The sequence below is a fragment of the Streptomyces liliiviolaceus genome (assembly GCF_018070025.1).
Classification (GTDB): Bacteria; Actinomycetota; Actinomycetes; order Streptomycetales; family Streptomycetaceae; genus Streptomyces; species Streptomyces liliiviolaceus.
Map to the genome: position 1 here is coordinate 5,112,647 of NZ_JAGPYQ010000001.1, position 18,264 is coordinate 5,130,910.

Genomic DNA, 18,264 nt, shown 5'->3' on the forward strand with positions numbered 1-18,264 from the left:
CACCGTTCTGAGTACTTAACGATGACCGTAGCGAACAGCCGTGAGCGGCGCAAGCTATGCACACCGATCGGTACCCACGTGGGTTAGGCTGGGCGTATGACAGAGCTGGAGAAGGGGCCGCGAGGCCTGCGCCGCGGCAGGGGGGCACGAGAGCGCATCCTCAGTGCGTCCCAACAGCTGTTCCGCGATCAGGGCATCGGGGGCACCGGCATGGACCAGCTCTGCGCGGTGGCCGAGGTGTCCAAGCGCACGCTCTACCAGCACTTCACCGGCAAGGACGACCTGATCGCCGAATGCCTGCGCCGTTTCGATCCCGACATCCTGCCCGAGGTGTTCGACCGCACCGACCTCACTCCTCGTGAGCGACTCCTCGCCGTGTTCGACGTGCACGCACCCCTGTGCCCGTACATCGCGGCGGCCGTCGAGATCCCCGACCCGGAGCACCCGGCACGCGTCTACGCCCGCGACTACAAGAAGGGCTTCGCCGCCCGGCTCGCCGATACCGCCCGCGAGGCCGGCGCCACCGACCCCGACCAACTCGGCGAGCAACTGGCGCTGCTCCTGGACGGTGCCTCGGCCCGCAGCCGCGTCCTCAACACCGACGCGTTCGCCACGGCCGCCGCCGTCGCGGCCGTCCTCGTCGACGCCGCTCTCCCCACGGCGTAGTCCTGGCGGCCCGGCAGCCGACCTCCAACCGGCGTTGCCCCTACGATGGGCCCGTGACCGCACCCGTCCGAGCAGCCCACCGCCCCGCCGGGCGGTTGTTCGTGCTGCTGGTTCTGGCGGTGCTGGCCGGTGTGCTGGGGATGCACGCGCTGGCCCCCGGTGGGGTTCCGGCAGCGGGTGCCGGGCACGAGATGGCGACGGCGATGGCGGCGGACAACGTGCCGCACGCGGACGCCGGTTGCTCGCACACCGACGGCGGCTCGGGGCACCTCGCCCACGCGGACGGTACATGCGCGGCCGCCGGTACGAGTGCGGCGTACACCCCTCCTGCGCTCGCCGACGCGATCCTTGACGTACCCGCCGCGGAGTCCCCCGTGGCGGCGGTCACCGGCTGGTCGCACGAGGGCCGGGCCCCGCCCGACCTGTCCGAACTGCAACTTCTCCGGATATAGAGCCCCGCACGGCATCGGCACGCCCGGCCCGTTCTCGGGCCGATGGCCTGCGGCTTTTGGCCTGCGGCCTTTGGCTTGTGGCCGATGCCGTCCTCGCGCTCGCTCTCACTGTCCGTGACATCGCGCGCCGTCCTACCGGCGCGCGTCAAGGAGTTGCACCACACATGATCTGCAAGCGTTCACTTGTCCGTCGTACGACCGCCGTCGGCGTCGCGAGTGCCGCGGCGCTCGTGCTGGCCGCCTGTGGCGGGGACGGCGACAGCGCCGACTCGTCCCAGCACAACGGTCACGGCGCCGGCGCCGGCTCCAGTTCCGCATCGGCATCGCCGACGACCGCGCAGGGGAAGCACAACGCGGCCGACGTCGCCTTCGCCCAGGGGATGATCCCCCATCACCGCCAGGCCGTGGAGATGGCCGACCTCGCCGAGGGACGGGCCCGGTCGGCCGAGGTGAAGAAGCTCGCCGCCGACATCAAGAGGGCCCAGGCCCCGGAGATCAAGACGCTGTCCGGATGGCTCACGTCCTGGGGCGAGGACGTGCCCGCCGAGGGCGGCATGGACCACTCCCTGCACGACACGGGCGCGATGATGACGGCCGAGGAGATGACCGAACTCGAAAACGCTTCGGGTACGGCCTTCGACACCGCCTTCCTGAAGATGATGATCAAGCATCACGAGGGTGCGGTGGCCATGGCGAAGACCGAGCAGGCCGACGGCGCGTCCGCTGCCGCCGTGAAGCTGGCCGGTCGGATCGTCACCGCGCAGAGCACGGAGATCGATCAGATGAACACGCTCCTCGGCAAGAACTGACCCAGCGGACAGGGGGCGGGGCGGGCACTTTCGAGGGCCCGCCCCGAACCCTCGGGCCCCGCCGCCCCCTCGGGCCCTGCCCCGCGGGGCGGTTGCCAAGCGGAGCGCCCCCTGCGCGCTCCCGCACCACGACCCGTCGGACAGGCGTCCCAACAAGTCGCTCCCACCCCCTTTCGCCGCTGCTAACTTCGCGCCAACGCAGCGTGCGGCAACCCGGGGGAGGCGGCTTCATGGCCGAAGGGACGCAGGACGACAGCGCCTACGGAAGGTCCGCGGATCCGGCCGAGGACGCGGCCGAGCATCTCGCCGCGGCGATCGGGACAACTGCCTGGGCCAAGGCCCGGAACGGGGTGCTCGGCCTCTTGCCGGACGACGAGCCGGACGTGAACGAGCGGATCGAGGCCTGGGCGACCGTCGCGGCAGAGCACGAGGGCGACAGACTGACCCACTTCCTGACCGATTCGCTGCCGGAGTGGCGGGAGATGATCGAGAGGGCCGTCGCGGATGATCCCGAACGGGCGGAACAGGCCCGCCGCTTCGCGGATTCCGTTCAGTCGCTCCTCCCCTCGCCGGACGGCACCACCACCCAGGTCGCCGTGGCGACCGGACACGGCACCGTCAACTCCGTACAGAACGGCAACATCTACTACGAGGTCGTGCTCGGCCTGGCCCCACGGCCGCCCCGGAAGACGAGCCTCGGCACAACGGCCGCCATCACGGTCACCGCGGCGACGGTGGCGGCCGGCGGCGCCCACGCCGTCGCCGACCATCTGGCCACCGAAGCGGTACGGGCGGTCGGCACCGGACCGGCGGCGGGGGTCCCGATCGCCGACCCGGTCCAGGCCTCCGCCGCGGCCACGCAGAGCGCCGGGTCCACAGCCGCGTCCGGTGCCGGAACCTCGGCGCCGGGCGCGACACTCGCCGCCAAGGCCGGCGCCGTCCTCGCCAAGGCCACCGCAGCCGTCGGCAAGACGCTGGCCATCGGCGGCGCCGGGGCCGCCGGCGTCAGCATGCCCGTGGTGGTGGGCGTGGTCACGGTCGTGGTGGTCGTGACCACCACCGTGACCGTCGTCCTGCCACCCCTCCTGGACCGGGCGTCCTGCGACAAGGCCGCCGAGGGCCGCAAGGCCACCGCGGTCCTCGCGGAGGCCGCCCGGCGCGTGGAACTGACGAGCTTCCGCTACGACGTCACGCGCGGCCGGCGCCATGTCACCGGGGCGGCGGATCCGCACGCGCGGACGGCCTGGTTCCGGCAGGGCCTGACCGGCGGCCCGGTCACCAGCGGCACGATCGACCGGGGCAGGGTCGTGCTGCCCACCGGTACGGCCACTCCCTCCGGGGCCGATGCCCGGTGGGTGAGGGCGGACGGCGCCTTCATGGACGCCGTGGACCCCGCCGCGCCTGCGCGGGAACTCCGATCGGTGATCCGGGCGCGGCGCGAGGGCTGCACCTTCACGGGGGCGTTGGCTCCCGGAGCCGAGCCCGTCGGAAGCGCCGGAAGCACCGGTTCCGCCGAACCCGCGGCGGCCACCAGCGCGGCAGGCACCGGCCCAGCGGGCCCCTCCGCACTGGCCGCCTCCACGCCGAACGCGGACGACACCCCCGTGGGCTTCCGGGCGCGTATCGACGACCTCGGCCGACTCGTGCGCCTGACCACGGAGGCGTCCGGTGAGCGGTTGCCCACCTCCGCCCGCTACTGGGACTTCGGGCTGACCGTGACCGCGTCCGCGCCGCCGTCCGGCGGTGGGCCGGAGCAGACCGAGTCCGAGGCCGTCACTCTGACGGGTGCATGGACGGGAGACTGGTCCACCGGGTTCGGCACCGGAGGGTTCACGGCCACCCTGTCCCAGGACGGGGACCGACTCACCGGAGACCTGAAGGTCACCGGAGTGCCCTGCGCACTGGACGGGTCCCTCGACGGCACGCTCGACGGCGACCGCATCACGTTCGGCAGCGTGAGCAGCGAGAAGAGGATCACGTTCACCGGACAGGTGGACGGCGACACCATGCGCGGCACTTTCGAGACCGACTGTTACGACGCCTCCGGTCCGTGGACCGCGCGGCGCTCCGGCCCCTGACCGGACTCCTGACCGGGCTCTTGACCGGATTCCTGACCGAGGAAAGGCACCCACATGATCCCCGAATGGCTGTCCATGCTCACCGCGGCCGGCTCCGCCGCCCTGGTCGACGCTGCTTCCACCGACGCCTGGCAGGCCGCCCGTGAGCGCTTCGCCAGGTTGCTGGGCCGCGGCGATCCCGACCGTACCGAGGCCGCGGCCCGGCGTCTGGACGAACTGCGGCGCGTCGCCGACCTGCCCGGCAACGAGCGTGAGCTGGCCGACGCCCGCCACGCTTGGCGCCTGCGCCTCCAGGACCTGCTGGAGGACCATCCGGACGCCGTCGGCGACCTGCGGTCCGCGATCGCCGAGATGCCCCCGCCCAGGACCGCCTCCGCCGCCATGAACCGTCAGGAGAACCGTGCGCACGACCGCGGAACCGTGAACGCGGTCCTGAACGGCGACCTGACGATCCACCGCACGCGACCGGCGGCATCGGACGGCTGAGACGCCCATGACCATGTCCTCACGGGGCCCTCGTCCACCCGGCCCGCAGGCATCCGGCCGGGAACAGCGGGAACATGGGATCCATGACAAAGCATGATGATGACGACACGCACACGCACCACGCGCCCGGATCCCAGCCGAGCGTCCGTCCCGGTTCCGACGAGCCGCAGACGGTCCCGGCACCCACACCACCCGTCGCCTGGGACAGCGGTCCTACGGACCCGGCCGACCTGGCCGACGAGGAGGCCGAGCCGGAGCGGCCCGCCGCCCGCGAAGAGCCGAAGAAACCCACGTCGCAGGACGACCGACCCTGACGGGGACGCGCGCGAATCCGGCGACACCTGACCCGGGTCGAGGTCGGGTGTCCCGGTGGTGGTCATCGCGTCGGATCCTGTGTCCGGTCGGTGCCCGGCTGCCGGGTCGTCCATGACGTGAGGATGCGCAGGGCGTCGTACGAGGGACTGCCGGTCTCGGCGGTCAGGATCATCAGGCGCTGTCCCGAGCCGTCGGGGCTGGTCCAGGTGTCGCAGTCCAGGGTGAGGTCGCCCACCAGATGGTGGCGGTAGTGCTTCGTGCCGTAACTGGCGCTGTTGACGCGGTGTTCGGCCCACCATGTGCGGAAGTCGGCGTCCTGGAGGGACAGTTCGCCGACGAGTCGGGCGAGGTCGGGATCGTCGGGGTGGCCCGCGGCCTCCATGCGCAGTGCGGCGACGGCGTCCCGGGCGTCGTGGGCCCAGTCCTGGTGCAGTCGCCGGACCACCGGGTGGGTGAACAGCAGCCGCAGGTAGTTGCGCCGGTTCGCGGGGAGGGCTGCGAAGTCCGTGTAGAGGGCGGTGGCGGCGGGGTTCCAGGCCAGGATGTCCAGGCGTTCGCCCAGGACGAGCGCGGGGGTTTCGGAGAGCTGGTCGAGCAGCCGCCGCATGGCCGGACGCAGACGTTGGGCGGGTCGGCGGCGGGGCGGGTGGGCGTCGGCGCGGCCCGCGAGGTCGTAGAGGTACTTCTGCTGGTCCTCGTCGAGACGCAGGGCGCGGGCCAGGGTCGTCAGCACGGGTACGGACGCCCGGACGCGGCCCTGCTCCAGCCGCGTGTAGTAGTCCACGCTGATGGCGGCGAGCTGGGCGGCCTCCTCGCGGCGCAGCCCGGCGACCTTGCGGGCGGAGTCCGTCTCCGGAAGGCCGCACTCCCCCGGTGTCAGCTGGGCCCGGCGGGCCTTGAGGAAGGCGCCCAGCGCCCGGGAGTCAGAGTCCGAAGTCATGCTCCCCAGTGTCCCTGTGCCGCGACCACCACGGCACGTGGGTTGAGGGGGCACGTTCTTTCCCAGGCAGAAACCTGGCTCTCCCGCTCGCACGGAGAACGACGGAACGTGGACGTGCACCCGGCAGGAGGCGGACCCGAGTCCGTCGTGCCGGTGCGCCACGACACGTCATCGCCGTCCCAGGGAGTCACCCATGGCCAGGACCACCGTCAGCTTCGACAGCGCCGGCATCCCGCTCGCCGCCCACCTCTACACCCCCGACACGTCCGCGTCGGGTCCGCGGCCGGCGCTCGTGGTCGGTCATCCCGGTACCGGCGTGAAGGAGCAGACCTCCGGCACGTACGCGCGGCGGATGGCCGAGCGCGGGTTCGTCGCCCTGGCCTTCGACGCCGCCCACCAGGGCGAGTCCGGCGGTCTGCCCCGTGGTCTGGAGGACCCCGCCCAGCGGGTGGAGGACTTCAAGGCCGCCGTCTCGTACCTCACCACCCGTGCCGACGTCGACGCCGATCGCATCGGGCTGCTGGGCATCTGCGCCTCCGGCAGCTACTCGCTGGCCGCCACCGGCGGTGACCACCGCGTCAGGGCCGTGGCCACGGTCTCCACGGCCGAGCCGGCCCGCCAGTTCCGTCTGGGCGCCGACGGCACCCAGGATCCGGCCGTCTTCCAGTCCCTGCTGGACGCCGCGGCGGCGGCGCGCAGCACCGCGGCCCGCGGTGAGGACCCCGGCGTGATGACCATGTTCCCGGAGACGGCCGAGCAGGCCCGCGCGCTCGGCGGCGAGCACGGCGTCGAGGGCTTCGAGTACTACCGCACCCCGCGGGGCATGCACGAGCGCTCCGCGAAGACCCTCGCCTGGGAGAGCGTCGACAGGATGGCCCTCCACGACGCGTTCTTCGCCGTGCCGCTGATCGGCCCACGCCCCATCCTCCAGATCATCGGCGAACGTGCCGTCACCGCGTGGATGGCCGTCGAGGCACACCAGCGCGCCACCGGCCCCAAGGAGATCCACTGGATCAAGGGCGCGAGCCACGTCGACCTCTACGACAAGAAGGAGTACATCGACCCCGCCATCGACAGGCTCACCGCTTTCTACACGGCCCACCTCACCACCGACTGACGAGCGGCGAAGCCGAGTTGCCACGGCGCGCCTTCCTCATCGATGGTTGTTCGTACAACTACCTTGTGAGTGCGCCGACTTGGCGACGGGTGTTCGGTGGGCATGAGCCGGACGCCCGACCGTATCGGGCGTCCGATGGGCCGCCCGGCCGTGTCTCAGCAAGGAAAGACAGAACATGAAGATCGGCTTCGCGCTCCCGCAGTTCCACAAGCAGGCTTTCGGCATATCCCGCATCGCCCAGTTCGCCCGTGAGGTCGAACAGGCCGGTGCCGCGAGCCTGTGGGTCGGTGACCGCAACCTGGCCGCGGTGTCCCCGAAGATCGGCTACGGCGGTCAGGGCGACACGATCCCGGCCGAACTCAACCCGGCCGCCGACCCGTTCGTCCTGCTGGGGGCGGCGGCGAGCGTCACCGAGCGCGTTCAGCTGGGTATGCACGTACTGATCGCGCCGCTGTACCCGCCGGTCCAGCTCGCCCGCTCCCTGACCACTCTCGACCTGGTGAGCGAAGGGCGTCTGCTGCCCGGGTTCGGTATCGGCTGGTCCCCCGAGGAGTACGAGGCGGCCGGCCTGGACTTCCACCGGCGCGGCGCGCGGATGGAGGAGCTGCTCGACGTCCTCGACACCATATGGACCGCCGACCCGGCCGAGTACAAGGGCACCCAGCTCACCGTGCCCCTGCACCACGCCCCGCTCAAGCCCCACCAGAGCCCGCGTCCGCCCATCTACCTGGGAGCGATGTCCGAGCGTGCCCTGCGCAGGGTCGCCCTGCGGGGTGACGGCTGGCTGCCGCTGTGCGTGGTGCCGAGCTACGTCGACATCGACGGGCTCGTCGCGCAGCGCGCCCTCATCGACAGCCTGGCCCAGGAGGCAGGCCGCGACGCGGCGGGCATCGACGCGGTCCTGCGCGTCAACATCGACTCCGGTACTCCGACCTCCGTCGTCGTCGACACCGTCAAGTCCGTGCACGAGCGCACCGGCATCGACCACTTCATGATCGACTCGCTCTACACGGCCGACACGGTCGAGGACTCGATCGAACTGGCCGCCGAGATCCTCGCCCTGGCGAACGAGGGCTGAGCCCGGTCCCGTGTCCCCGTACCTGCGGGGACACGGTTCACCGCGAGGTGTGCCGTCGCCACGCGGTCACTGTCCGATCCCGGCCGCCGTCCCGTCCTCCACCGGGATGCCCAGCCCGTCGGCCACGCCGGTCAGCGTCGGCCCCAGCGGGAGTGCGATCCGGGTGACGGCGTGGACGTCACCGCGGGTCGCGTCCCGGTTCACGATCAGCACCGGCTTCCCGTCCTGGGCCGCCTGGCGGACGAAGCGGAGCCCGGACATCACCGTCAGCGAGGAGCCGAGGATCAGCAGGGAGGTCGCCGCACGGACCAGTTCGCGGCACTGCTCGACCCGGGGGACGGGCACGGATTCGCCGAAGAACACCACGTCCGGCTTGAGGATGCCGCCGCAGAGCGTGCAGGGCACCACCTGGAAGTCCCCGACCTGGTCGTCGGTGAGGTCGGCGTCACCGTCGGGGTTGATCGCCGCGGCCACCGGTTCGAAGCCCGCGTTCGCCTCCTCCAGTCTGCGGGCCAGTTCGCGGCGCGGGCTGAAGGTGCCGCAGGACAGGCAGACGACCCGGTCCAGACTTCCGTGCAGCTCCACGACACCCTCGGTGCCCGCGGCCTGGTGCAGGCCGTCGACGTTCTGCGTGATCACGCCCGTGAGCAGGCCGTGCCGCGCGAAGGCGGCGACGGCCCGGTGTCCCGCGTTGGGGCGGGCCCGGCCGAAGGTACGCCAGCCGAGGTGGCTGCGCGCCCAGTACCGGCGCCGCGCCTGCGCACCGCCGACGAAGTCCTGGTAGGTCATCGGGGTGTGCCGGCTCAGGCTCCCGCCCTCGCCCCGGTAGTCGGGGATGCCGGATTCCGTGGAGATGCCCGCCCCGCTGAGCACCAGCACCCCGCCGAGGCGCAGCGCGTCGGCGACCGGCCGCGGATCGGTGGTGCCGGGCGGCAGGTCTTCGGTCGGGGTCCAGCTCAACGTGGGGCGCATGCGCATGCCACCAGAGTAGGCAACCTTCATCGTCCCGCTGCTCGGTGACGTCCACCGGGCGGTCCACGCAGGCAGACCCCCGGTGAACTTTTTCAGACACGCGGTGGCGTAATCCGTCACCTTCCAGCCATGCGCGGGCACGGTCCCGAACTGCGTCCTTTACGCCTCCGTAACCCCTCGGATGCTGGATGACACGGCCTTGACCAGCGGCGATGCAGGATTCCTTCATTGACGGCGGCCCCGGTGCTCATTAGCGTCGGCGCCATGAACCACCGAGCCCCCGTGGACACCATCGACGACCTGGACCGACGCATCATCGCCGCGCTCCAGCTCAACGGTCGTGCCCCGTGGAGCGCGGTGGCGCGGTGGGTGGACGCCAGTGAGACGACCGCCCAGCGGCGCTACCGGGCCCTGCGCGAGCGCGGGCTGCTGCGGGTCGTCGGGACCATGGAGCTGGACCGGACGCGGGAGGGATCCTCCATGCTCGTCCGGGTGCAGGCCAGGCCCGGACGTGGGCTGGAGGTCGCGGACCGGCTCACCGACAGTCCGGACGTGCGGTTCGTGGCCGTCGTCACCGGCGCCGCCGACCTCATCGTCGACTTCGTGGCCCGCGACAACGAGGAGATGATGCGGATCCTGTTCACCGACCTGCCCGCGGCCGACCTCATCACCAGCACCGAGGCCGTACCGGTCATCCGCGCGTTCACCTCGGCGTCCATGTGGGACACCGGACTGCTGCCCGCCGAGGCCGCCGCCGGCCTGCGGCCCGATTCCCTGGCGTCGTCCTGCGACCGCGCCGACTGGGACGTCACACCACAGGCGCTCACCACCCTGGAGCAGGCGGTCGTCGCGGCCCTCAAGGAGGACGGCCGCACCCCGGTCAGCACACTGGCCAGGAACCTGGAGCACACCGAGTCCAGCGTCGCGCGGGCCATGGACCGGCTCATCGCCCGCGGCATCCTCCAGTTCCGCACCCTCGTCGAACCGGCCCTGATCGGGTACGACGCGGAGTTCATGGTCTGGCTGTCGATCGAGCCCGACCGGCTGGACGCGGCGGGACGACAGCTCGCCGGGCATCCGGGAACCAAGTTCCTGGGCGCGGCGACCGGACGCTTCAACCTCGTCGGGCACATGGTGCTCCCCCGCCGCGCCGATCTCTTCCGCTACACCAGCGACGTCATCGGGGCGCTGCCCGGCCTGCTGGCCTCGGACGTGACCCTGCACCTCGTCACCATGAAGTACTCCTGGCACCGCATGGTCCGCCCCGCCGCCTGAACGGGCACCCGCCCGGCCGCGCGTCCGCGACCTCTCCCACACCCCGCTCCCCCACTTTTTCCGTCCTGTCCCCGACCCCGTGGAGTCACCATGCCCACAGACGACTCCGGCCTGCCCGCGGAGAGCTGGCGCTGGACCGAACCGACCTGGCGCGGCCACCTCGACGCCGTGCGCGCCGGACGCCGGCTGGTCCCCGACCGCTGGCCCGGCGGCGCCCGCGTCGCGGTCGCGCTCTCCTTCGACTCCGACCACGAGACGATCCCGCTGCGCGACGGCGAGACCAGCCCCGGCCGCCTCGCCCAGGGCGAGTACGGAGCCCGCGTCGGCGCGCCCCGGATCCTCGAACTCCTCGCCCGGTACGGCGTACCCGCCACGTTCTTCATGCCGGCGGTCTCCGCCCTGGTCCACCCCGAGGAGGCGCGCGCCTACACCCGGGACGGTCACGAGCTGGCCGTCCACGGCTGGATCCACGAGCGCAACATGCTGCTGGGCCGCGACGACGAGCGGGAGCTGACCGCACGCGCCCTGGACACCCTCACCACGCTGACCGGGCAACGGCCCGTCGGTATCCGTACGCCGTCCTGGGACTTCTCCGACTCGACGCTCGCCATCATGCTCGAACTCGGCTTCGCGTACGACTCCTCGCTGATGGCCGACGACGAGCCCTACGAGATCCTCGCCGACGGCAGGCCCACCGGTCTGGTCGAGATCCCCGTGGACTGGATCCGGGACGACGCCCCCTACTTCACGATGGACCGCTACGGCTCCGTCCGCCCGCACAGTCGCCCGCGCGACGTGCTGGAGATCTGGACCGACGAATTCGACGCCGCGTACCGCGACGGCGGTGTCTTCCAGCTCACCCTGCATCCGCACGTCATCGGGCACCGCTCGCGCCTGGTGGCACTGCGGGAGCTCCTCGACCACATCGCCGCCCACTCCGGCGTCTGGTACGCCACACACGCCCAGCTCGCCGACACGGCCCGCGCCGTCCTGAACAGCGGGGCCACCGTCGAAAACGACCAGACGACCGCCCGTTCCGTCCCCGACGCCCCGGAGCAGACGCCATGACCACCGGATCCGCCACACCACCCGCCGGTCCCCTGTCCAAGGGCGGCGACTCCCCCGCCCCGGGCAGACTGAGCCGTGCCCAGCGCAAGGCCATCGTCGCCGGCACCATCGGCAACACCGTCGAATGGGTCGACTGGGCCCTGTACTCGATCTTCGCGAAGATCATCGCTGACGAGTTCTTCCCCAAGGGCGACGGAGCGGTGGCCCTGCTGTCCACGCTCGCCGTGTTCGCCGTCGGCTTCGTGATGCGCCCGGTCGGTGCCGCCGTCCTCGGCGCCTACGCCGACCGCCACGGCCGTAAGAAGGGCATGACCCTCACGGTCGCGCTGATGGCGGGCGCCGGCTTCCTGATCGCGATCACCCCGAACTACGACACCATCGGCGTGCTCTCGCCGCTGATCCTGCTCCTGGCCCGGCTCGTACAGGGCTTCTCCGCGGGTGGCGAGTTCGGTTCGTCCTCCGCCTTCCTGGTGGAGTCGGCGGCCCGCGGCAGGCGCGCGTTCGCCGGGTCGTGGCAACAGGTGTCGGTCGCGGGCGGTGTCCTCATCGCCTCGCTCCTGGGCACCCTCACCACCTCGACGCTCAGCGACGACGCCGTGCACTCCTGGGGCTGGCGCGCCGCGTTCATCTTCGGCGGACTCCTCGGCCTGGTCGGACTGTGGCTGCGCGTCACGGTCGAGGACACCGAGTCCTTCACCCAGGCACAGGACACGGGCCGCACCCGTACCAACCCCGTCAAGACGATGTTCGTCGAGCACCCCGGCGCGACCCTGCGCGTCGCCGGTATCACGATCGCGGGCACGCTGACCTACTACATCTGGGTCAACTACCTTCCCACGTACGCGAATCTCACCACCGGCATCCCGCTCAAGACGGCCCTGTTGTCGCAGACGCTGTGTCTGGTCGTGTTCGTCGTCGCGCTGCCGTTCGTCGGGCTGCTCTCGGACCGGATCGGCCGCAAACCCACCATGGCGGCCTTCGCCGGCGGCTTCGTCGTCCTGGCCTGGCCGCTGCTGCACCTGCTCAGCGGCAGCTTCCTGAGCCTGTTCCTGGTCCAGCTCGTCGGCATGCTGCTGATCCTCGGCTACTCCGCCAACTGCGCCGTCATCATGGCCGAGCAGTTCCCGGCGGAGGTACGCGCCACGGGTATCGCCCTGCCGTACGCGCTGGCGGTCGCGCTCTTCGGCGGCACGGCGCCCTATCTGACCACCTGGATGCACGAGAACGGCCACAGCGACCTGCTGTGGATCTACGTCTCCGGCGCCGCGCTCATCTCCCTCGTCGTGTACCTCACGATGCCGGAGACCAAGGACAAGGAGTTCAACTGATGGCGCACGTCCTCGTCACCGGTGCCTCGGGCGGTATCGGCGGCGCGATCGCCGAGGAGTTCGCCGCACGGGGCGACCTGCTCACGCTCGCCGACCGTGATCCCGAGGCGCTGGAGCGGACCGCGGCACGGCTGGGCGGCGGCACGGCGGCGCACACCGCGGACCTCACCGACCCGGACGCGCCGGCCGCCCTGGTGGAGGCGGTCTGGGCGGCGCACGGGCCCGTGGACGTCCTGGTCAACGCGGCGGGCGTCTATCCGTCCCTGGACATGGCCCAGGTCGAAGCCGGCGCCTGGGACCGGCTGTTCGCCGTGAACCTGCGGGCTCCCGTACTCGCCACGGCCGCGTTCGCGCGGCTCGCCATGGCGGCCGGACGGCCCGGCGCGGTCGTCAACATCTCCTCCGGTTCCGCGCTGCGGGCCCGTCCCGGCGGTGGCCCGTACGCGAGTTCCAAGGCCGCGCTGGAGATGGCCACCCGGGCCGCCGCCCTGGAACTGGGCGAGCACGGCATCCGCGTCAACGCGGTCAGCCCCGGGTTCGTCCAGGTGTCCAGCGACTGCAATCCCGTCTCCGTCGAGTACGCCGCGGCCATCGGCGGCAATCCGCTCGGCCGCCCGGGCAGCCCCCAGGACATCGCCCGCGCGGTGTGCTGGATCGCGGGCCCGGACGCCTCCTGGATCACCGGGGAGGTCCTGCGGGTGGACGGCGGATCCAGTACCGGCGCACTGCACCTGCCCCGCATCTGGCAGCCCGGCGACACCCGCGCCGCCCCGCACGCGTCGATCCCGGCCGCCGCCACCGCCTCCACGGAAGGACTCCTGTCATGACCGCCCCCTCCCCGCAGCGGGCCGCCTACACCGTCGTCGGCGGGGGCGCGATCGGCGGCACGCTCGCCTTCGCCCTCGCACGGGCCGGCCATCCGGTCACCGTCGTCGACACCGACCCCGCCCACGTGGCCGCGATCCGCGCCCGCGGACTCGTCGTCGCCCACGGCGAGTCCCGCACGAGCGTGCCGGTCGCCGCCGCCACCCCGGACGAGTTCTCCGGCACCCTGGGACGGGTCCTGCTGGCCGTGAAGGCGCAGGCCACGGGGACGGCGGCGGCGTGGATCGCGCCCCGGCTGGAGCCGGACGGCTATGTCGTCTCGCTCCAGAACGGCTTCAACGAGGACCTGATCGCCGAGCATGTGGGTGCCCGTCGGACCGTCGCCGCGTTCGTGAACATCTTCGCCGACGTGGTCGAACCGGGTGTCGTCCTGGACGGCGGCGCCGGGGCGCTCGTCGTCGGCGAGGTCGGCGGGGCGCCGGTCAGCCCTCGTGTCCGCGCGGTCGTCGCCGACCTGCAGAGCTGGGGTCCGGCGGTGGCCAGCGACAACGTCGAGGGGTACTTGTGGGCCAAGGCGGGTTTCGGTGCGATGCTCGCCGCCACCGCCCTCGCCGACGCCCCGATGGCCGACCTGATCGACCGGCACCGGCCCGCCATGGCCGCTCTGACCGGTGAGATCTTCGCCGTGTCCGACCGGCTTGGCATCACCCTGGAGGCCTTCGACGCCTTCGAACCGCTCCCGTTCCGGCACGGTACGGATCCGGCGGAACGCGATGCCGCCTTCGACCGCCTGAGCGCGTGGCTGCGTACGCAGGCGAAGGACCGCAGCGGCATCTGGCGCGACCTCGCCGTACGGCACCGGCCCGTCGAGGTGACCACCCACTACGCCGACGTCTTCGACCACGCGGCCCGCGAAGGACTCCCCACGCCGCTGCTGCGCACCGTCATGGACGGTCTGCGCTCGCTGGAGGGCGCCCCGGACGGGATGTCGGAAGCACGGCTGGCGGAGCTGGACCGGCTCGCCGGGTCGGCGGTACCCGGGCGGCCCGACGACCAGAACCACCCTGCCCCGGCCGCGCTGCCCGGCCGGCTGCCGGAGGTGGAGCAGGCCGCGGCGGTCCGGGCCTGGCTCGACGAGCACCGCGAGGACATGGTCGCCGACCTCGACGCGTACACGTCCCAGGGCAGTGCCAGCGACGACCTGGACGACCTCGGTGCCTGTCTCGGCTGGCTGCGCGACTGGCTCGACCGGCGCCTGGGCGCACCGGACGCCGAGGAGATCCTCCCCCGGGCGGAGGCAAGGGCCGGGGACATCCTCGTACGCCGTTATCCGGCCCGGGACGCGGTCGCCGAGGACGCTCGGCCGGTCCTGCTGCTCGGCCACTACGACACCGTCTGGCCGACGGGCACCCTCGACGACTGGCCCTTCCGGCGGGACGGCGACCACATCAGCGGGCCCGGGGTGTTCGACATGAAGGCCGGTCTCGTACAGGCGGTGTGGGCCCTGCGTGCCCTGGACGCCCTGGGCCTGCCCAGGCCGGCCTGCACCCTGATGCTGAACGGCGACGAGGAGACCGGCAGCCTCGCCTCCCACGAGGCCATCGTCGCCGAGTCGCACGGCAGCAGGCTCGCCATGGTCTTCGAGGCGGCGGCGGACGGCGCGATCAAGACGGCCCGCAAGGGGGTGGGGCTGTTCACCCTGACGGTCACCGGCAGTGAGGCCCACGCCGGGCTCGACCCGACCGCCGGGGCGAGCGCGGTGGACGAACTCGCCCACCAGATCCTGCGGCTGGCCGAACTGCGTACCCCGGACGTGGGCACTTCGCTCAACGTGGGCGTGGTGGAGGGCGGCACCCGCAGCAACGTCACCGCGGGACGGGCCGTCGGCCGCATCGACATCCGGGTCGCCTCGGCGGCCGAGCAGCAGCGGATCGGCGAGGCCCTCGCCCTCGCCGCGCTGCGCCCGGTGGATCCGCGGACCCGCGTGGAGATCACCGGGGACTGGAACCGGCCCGTCTTCGAGCGGACCGAACAGGTCGCGGCGCTCGCCGAGTTGACCCGCCGGTGCGCGGCGCTGCTCGGGGAGGACCTGCGGGAGGCGTCCGTGGGCGGGGCGAGCGACGGCAACTTCGTCGTGGCCGCGGGGACGCCCGTCCTGGACGGCATAGGGGCGGTCGGTTCGGGCGCCCACGCCCGCTCGGAGAACACCTCGGTGTCCGGCATGGTCGCGCGTTCCGCGCTGGCCGCCACGGTGTTGGTGTCGTTGGCCGCCGGATAGTCCTTCCCAAGCGATCCATGTCCTGCCCCGTCGCGGAGCGCACTCGGCTCCGCGACGGGGCAGGACTGCGGCGGTCGCGCCGCCGGTCGTCAGCCCGCGGGCGCGACGGCCACGTTGTCGAAGGCGGCCTCGGTGTCGAAGACCCGGACGCCGTTCGCTCCGCTGCGGTAGGTGCTGTCGCTGACGGAGATCTTGGGTGTCGTCATGTCGTCGACGAACACCTTGATCGAGGAACCGACGGCGGTCACGCGCATGCGGTGGGGCGAGCCGGTGCCGACGGTCGTGCGGGCGGTCGCCAATTCGGTCCAGGAACCGTTCGCCCGGCCGAGGACCACCTTGCCGCCCGGGCTGATGCCCGCGTAGTAGCCCGTGTAGCTGTCCCAGCCGACCGACGGCCCGCTCACCCTGAACGTCAGGCCCGCGTCCCCGCCGCCCGAGGTGACGGTGACGTCGGCGTCGTAGGTGAAGTCGGCGAAGTTCGTGTCGAGCAGCGCCTTGCCGCCCAGGTTCCGCCCCACCCGGTACTGTCCGCCGCTGACGGACCAGGTCCCGCCGTACGTCTTCCAGCCCAGCGCGTTGCCGTCGGCGAAGTTGTCCTTCACCTGCATCGCGACCCGCCGGATGGTGCCGTCGGCGTTGAAGTGGAGCCGGTCGTAGGCCAGTTGGCGGTGGTTGCCGTCGGTCTCGCTGAGCGGACGACGGTGGTAGACGATGTACCAGATGTCGGTGCCCGGCACGTTGACGACGGAGTTGTGGCCGGAGCCCTTGGCGACCGCCGGGTCCTGGGCGAGCACTTTGTCGATCTTCCGGAACGGGCCGGTCGGCGAGTCGGACATCGCGTACGACACCGAGTAGTCGGGGCCGGTCCAGCCGCCCTCCGACCACATGAAGTAGTACTTGCCGTCGCGCTTGAACATGTAGGAGCCCTCGGTGAAGTTCTCGGGGGTGATCTCCTTGTAGGTGGAGCCGTCGTCGAACGTGCCCAGGCTGGTCATGTCCGGGTTGAGCTTGACGACGTTGGAGTGGTGCCAGCCTCCGTAGTACATGTACGCCTGGCCGTCGTCGTCGATGAACACGTCCTGGTCGATGGGCTGGGCCCCGTTGTGGAACTGCGAGATCAGCGGCTTGCCGAGAGCGTCCTTGTACGGGCCCTCGGGGCGGTCGGCGACGGCCACGCCGATACCGCCCAACTCGGAGTCGCTCTGGATGTCGTTCGCCGCGAAGTAGAGGTAGTACTTGCCGTTGCGTTCGACCGGTGCGGGCGCCCACACCGCGTACTTGGCCCAGGAGACGTCAGCCGTCTTCAGGACGTTGCTGTGCTTCGTCCAGTGGACCAGGTCGGTGGAGGAGAAGGCGTCGAGGTGGGTCTGCTCGGCGTAGGGCTTGGATGCCGTGGGGTAGACCCAGAACTTCCCGTCGTAGACCGCGATGTCGGGGTCCGCGTACCAGCCGTCGACGAACGGGTTGCCCGCCTCGGCGGTCGAGTAGTCGGGCGCCGCGACGGCCGTTGAGGGCGAGAACATCGCCACGAGGCCGCCGACCAGCAGCGTGGCCCAGGACTTGGCGAGAAACCCGGTCGATCGGACAGTCACGAGAACCTCCGCGTGGGGGTGAGGCCGACGGTGTCGGACAACGTTGTCGAGAGCTCTGTGCCGAGAAGGTGTTCATGGGGTGGCTGCAAGCAGGTGTTTACATCGTTGCAAGTGGGCTGTAAACCCTTTGCGCACGACCCGTCAGCCGACGGGTCGTGCGCGGCCTCGGTCACATGAACGGGATGAACGGCCCCGGCGGGGGCACTCGGCTTCTGCGACACCAACGGGTGCCGCGCTTTCCGACAGAGAGGCAGACCCGTGTACATCGGCCTGGGTACCATCGTCGTCATTATCATCATCATCGCCGTCGTCATGATGCTTCGCCGTCGCTGACATGAGTTCGGCAAGGTGTCGATGACGTCGTACAAGTCCTCCTCGAAGCCGATGAAGTCGGCGCGGGCGGTGTCGGACTCCTCGTCCTGGTTCATCGACGTCACCGCTCACCGGCGCCCGCCTGGAAGGCAGGCGGCCCGAACGGGTCCCGGAGGTTGTGTCAGGCGCTCGTACGGTCAGGCCGTCAGCGCCGACAGCTCCGCGTTGGCTCGCTCGGTGACGAGGGCGAGGACGCGCCCGGCGGCGGCCAGGTCCTCAGCGGGAATCCCGCCCCAGATACGGTCGGAGAGGGGGGCGGTCTCCGCCCCGACGGCGGCGAGCAGCTCGCGCCCCGCGCCGGTGGGTCGAAGGTACGCGCCGTCGGCGACCAGCAGTTGCTTGGCCAGCAGCTCGTCGAGCGTGGCGCGGATGTCGGCCGGGTCCACCTTGAGGGACCCCTGGACCTGGGCGAGGAGATCGTCCGGGGTCTGCGGGGTGTCGGAGGTGACGGCGGCGCGCAGGGCGACCTGCTGCTGGAACGTGGCGTCGTGCCGGGCCAGGACGTGCTCCAGGACTCGGCGCGCGGCGTAGTGGGCCAGGGCGAGGTCGCGGGCGTTGGCGGCGGGTGCGGTGGTGGTGTCCGCGGCGGTGGATCGGGTGGTGGTCATGTCGT

Annotated in this window: 18 protein-coding genes; 13 read left to right on the forward strand and 5 right to left on the reverse strand. The window is 71.7% G+C overall.

What is annotated here, in order from left to right:
- The first annotated feature begins 96 nt into the window (after positions 1 to 96).
- From J8N05_RS22430 to J8N05_RS22455, 6 genes are all read left to right on the forward strand, one after another.
- Entirely contained in the window at positions 97 to 666 is a 570-nt protein-coding gene (locus J8N05_RS22430) for a TetR/AcrR family transcriptional regulator (RefSeq protein ID WP_210885256.1), read from the forward strand.
- A 53-nt stretch (positions 667 to 719) separates the two neighbouring features.
- Entirely contained in the window at positions 720 to 1,118 is a 399-nt protein-coding gene (locus J8N05_RS22435) for a DUF6153 family protein (protein WP_210885259.1), read from the forward strand.
- 164 nt (positions 1,119 to 1,282) lie between these two features.
- Complete coding sequence (locus J8N05_RS22440; protein ID WP_210885260.1) at positions 1,283 to 1,927, forward strand: DUF305 domain-containing protein; 645 nt, start codon at positions 1,283 to 1,285, stop codon at positions 1,925 to 1,927.
- Between the two features lie 230 nt (positions 1,928 to 2,157).
- Entirely contained in the window at positions 2,158 to 4,005 is a 1,848-nt protein-coding gene (locus J8N05_RS22445) for a hypothetical protein (RefSeq protein ID WP_210885261.1), read from the forward strand.
- A gap of 54 nt (positions 4,006 to 4,059) precedes the next feature.
- Positions 4,060 to 4,491: a hypothetical protein gene (locus tag J8N05_RS22450; protein WP_210885262.1), complete on the forward strand. Its 432-nt coding sequence runs from the start codon at positions 4,060 to 4,062 to the stop codon at positions 4,489 to 4,491.
- Between the two features lie 83 nt (positions 4,492 to 4,574).
- Complete coding sequence (locus J8N05_RS22455) at positions 4,575 to 4,805, forward strand: hypothetical protein (RefSeq protein WP_210885263.1); 231 nt, start codon at positions 4,575 to 4,577, stop codon at positions 4,803 to 4,805.
- A gap of 62 nt (positions 4,806 to 4,867) precedes the next feature.
- Here the strand turns inward: J8N05_RS22455 and J8N05_RS22460 are convergent, their stop codons facing one another.
- The gene (locus J8N05_RS22460; protein WP_210885264.1) at positions 4,868 to 5,746 is read right to left on the reverse strand and encodes a helix-turn-helix domain-containing protein; all 879 of its coding nucleotides are present in this window, start codon (positions 5,744 to 5,746) and stop codon (positions 4,868 to 4,870) included.
- Between the two features lie 193 nt (positions 5,747 to 5,939).
- Between J8N05_RS22460 and J8N05_RS22465 the strand changes: the two genes are divergently transcribed.
- Together J8N05_RS22465 and J8N05_RS22470 are read left to right on the forward strand one after the other, a co-directional pair.
- Entirely contained in the window at positions 5,940 to 6,863 is a 924-nt protein-coding gene (locus J8N05_RS22465) for an alpha/beta hydrolase (protein WP_210885265.1), read from the forward strand.
- A 175-nt stretch (positions 6,864 to 7,038) separates the two neighbouring features.
- Entirely contained in the window at positions 7,039 to 7,941 is a 903-nt protein-coding gene (locus tag J8N05_RS22470; protein ID WP_210885267.1) for a TIGR03619 family F420-dependent LLM class oxidoreductase, read from the forward strand.
- A gap of 66 nt (positions 7,942 to 8,007) precedes the next feature.
- On the opposite strand, the gene J8N05_RS22475 is transcribed toward J8N05_RS22470, so the two are convergent.
- Complete coding sequence (locus tag J8N05_RS22475) at positions 8,008 to 8,919, reverse strand: NAD-dependent protein deacetylase (protein WP_210885269.1); 912 nt, start codon at positions 8,917 to 8,919, stop codon at positions 8,008 to 8,010.
- Between the two features lie 258 nt (positions 8,920 to 9,177).
- Between J8N05_RS22475 and J8N05_RS22480 the strand changes: the two genes are divergently transcribed.
- From J8N05_RS22480 to J8N05_RS22500, 5 genes are all read left to right on the forward strand, one after another.
- Positions 9,178 to 10,188, forward strand: a complete 1,011-nt coding sequence (locus tag J8N05_RS22480) for an Lrp/AsnC family transcriptional regulator (RefSeq protein ID WP_210885271.1) — start codon at positions 9,178 to 9,180, stop codon at positions 10,186 to 10,188.
- Positions 10,189 to 10,278: 90 nt separating this feature from the next.
- Positions 10,279 to 11,256, forward strand: coding sequence for a polysaccharide deacetylase family protein (locus J8N05_RS22485; protein ID WP_210885272.1), 978 nt, complete (start codon positions 10,279 to 10,281; stop codon positions 11,254 to 11,256).
- On the forward strand, positions 11,253 to 12,584 hold the full coding sequence (locus tag J8N05_RS22490) for an MFS transporter (protein ID WP_247706405.1): 1,332 nt from the start codon (positions 11,253 to 11,255) through the stop codon (positions 12,582 to 12,584). The genes J8N05_RS22485 and J8N05_RS22490 overlap by 4 nt, the downstream gene beginning before the upstream one ends.
- Entirely contained in the window at positions 12,584 to 13,411 is an 828-nt protein-coding gene (locus tag J8N05_RS22495) for an SDR family NAD(P)-dependent oxidoreductase (protein ID WP_210885274.1), read from the forward strand. The genes J8N05_RS22490 and J8N05_RS22495 overlap by 1 nt, the downstream gene beginning before the upstream one ends.
- On the forward strand, positions 13,408 to 15,687 hold the full coding sequence (locus tag J8N05_RS22500; RefSeq protein WP_210885275.1) for a 2-dehydropantoate 2-reductase: 2,280 nt from the start codon (positions 13,408 to 13,410) through the stop codon (positions 15,685 to 15,687). Before J8N05_RS22495 ends, J8N05_RS22500 begins: the two co-directional genes overlap by 4 nt.
- A gap of 89 nt (positions 15,688 to 15,776) precedes the next feature.
- Here J8N05_RS22500 and J8N05_RS22505 read toward each other — a convergent pair whose 3' ends face one another.
- The 3 genes from J8N05_RS22505 to J8N05_RS22515 all read right to left on the reverse strand — a co-directional run bounded on the left by J8N05_RS22505 (position 15,777) and on the right by J8N05_RS22515 (position 18,259).
- Positions 15,777 to 17,279 carry a family 43 glycosylhydrolase gene (locus tag J8N05_RS22505; RefSeq protein WP_210885276.1) on the reverse strand — a complete coding sequence of 501 codons (1,503 nt, stop codon included), beginning with the start codon at positions 17,277 to 17,279 and terminating at the stop codon, positions 15,777 to 15,779.
- Positions 17,276 to 17,707 carry a hypothetical protein gene (locus tag J8N05_RS22510; protein ID WP_210885278.1) on the reverse strand — a complete coding sequence of 144 codons (432 nt, stop codon included), beginning with the start codon at positions 17,705 to 17,707 and terminating at the stop codon, positions 17,276 to 17,278. The genes J8N05_RS22505 and J8N05_RS22510 overlap by 4 nt, the downstream gene beginning before the upstream one ends.
- An 81-nt stretch (positions 17,708 to 17,788) precedes the next feature.
- The gene (locus J8N05_RS22515; protein ID WP_210885281.1) at positions 17,789 to 18,259 is read right to left on the reverse strand and encodes a MarR family transcriptional regulator; all 471 of its coding nucleotides are present in this window, start codon (positions 18,257 to 18,259) and stop codon (positions 17,789 to 17,791) included.
- Positions 18,260 to 18,264: the final 5 nt, after the last annotated feature.

What these genes read in the sequence shown, in the direction of transcription:
- J8N05_RS22450 (WP_210885262.1), top strand. Translation starts at nt 4,060, where the DNA reads ATGATCCCCGAATGGCTGTCCATGCTCACCGCGGCCGGCTCCGCCGCC.
- J8N05_RS22480 (WP_210885271.1), top strand. Translation starts at nt 9,178, where the DNA reads ATGAACCACCGAGCCCCCGTGGACACCATCGACGACCTGGACCGACGC.
- J8N05_RS22465 (WP_210885265.1), top strand. Translation starts at nt 5,940, where the DNA reads ATGGCCAGGACCACCGTCAGCTTCGACAGCGCCGGCATCCCGCTCGCC.
- J8N05_RS22500 (WP_210885275.1), top strand. Translation starts at nt 13,408, where the DNA reads ATGACCGCCCCCTCCCCGCAGCGGGCCGCCTACACCGTCGTCGGCGGG.
- J8N05_RS22510 (WP_210885278.1), bottom strand. Translation starts at nt 17,707, where the DNA reads ATGAACCAGGACGAGGAGTCCGACACCGCCCGCGCCGACTTCATCGGC.
- J8N05_RS22495 (WP_210885274.1), top strand. Translation starts at nt 12,584, where the DNA reads ATGGCGCACGTCCTCGTCACCGGTGCCTCGGGCGGTATCGGCGGCGCG.
- J8N05_RS22470 (WP_210885267.1), top strand. Translation starts at nt 7,039, where the DNA reads ATGAAGATCGGCTTCGCGCTCCCGCAGTTCCACAAGCAGGCTTTCGGC.
- J8N05_RS22490 (WP_247706405.1), top strand. Translation starts at nt 11,253, where the DNA reads ATGACCACCGGATCCGCCACACCACCCGCCGGTCCCCTGTCCAAGGGC.
- J8N05_RS22440 (WP_210885260.1), top strand. Translation starts at nt 1,283, where the DNA reads ATGATCTGCAAGCGTTCACTTGTCCGTCGTACGACCGCCGTCGGCGTC.
- J8N05_RS22515 (WP_210885281.1), bottom strand. Translation starts at nt 18,259, where the DNA reads ATGACCACCACCCGATCCACCGCCGCGGACACCACCACCGCACCCGCC.
- J8N05_RS22430 (WP_210885256.1), top strand. Translation starts at nt 97, where the DNA reads ATGACAGAGCTGGAGAAGGGGCCGCGAGGCCTGCGCCGCGGCAGGGGG.
- J8N05_RS22475 (WP_210885269.1), bottom strand. Translation starts at nt 8,919, where the DNA reads ATGCGCATGCGCCCCACGTTGAGCTGGACCCCGACCGAAGACCTGCCG.
- J8N05_RS22445 (WP_210885261.1), top strand. Translation starts at nt 2,158, where the DNA reads ATGGCCGAAGGGACGCAGGACGACAGCGCCTACGGAAGGTCCGCGGAT.
- J8N05_RS22460 (WP_210885264.1), bottom strand. Translation starts at nt 5,746, where the DNA reads ATGACTTCGGACTCTGACTCCCGGGCGCTGGGCGCCTTCCTCAAGGCC.
- J8N05_RS22455 (WP_210885263.1), top strand. Translation starts at nt 4,575, where the DNA reads ATGACAAAGCATGATGATGACGACACGCACACGCACCACGCGCCCGGA.
- J8N05_RS22485 (WP_210885272.1), top strand. Translation starts at nt 10,279, where the DNA reads ATGCCCACAGACGACTCCGGCCTGCCCGCGGAGAGCTGGCGCTGGACC.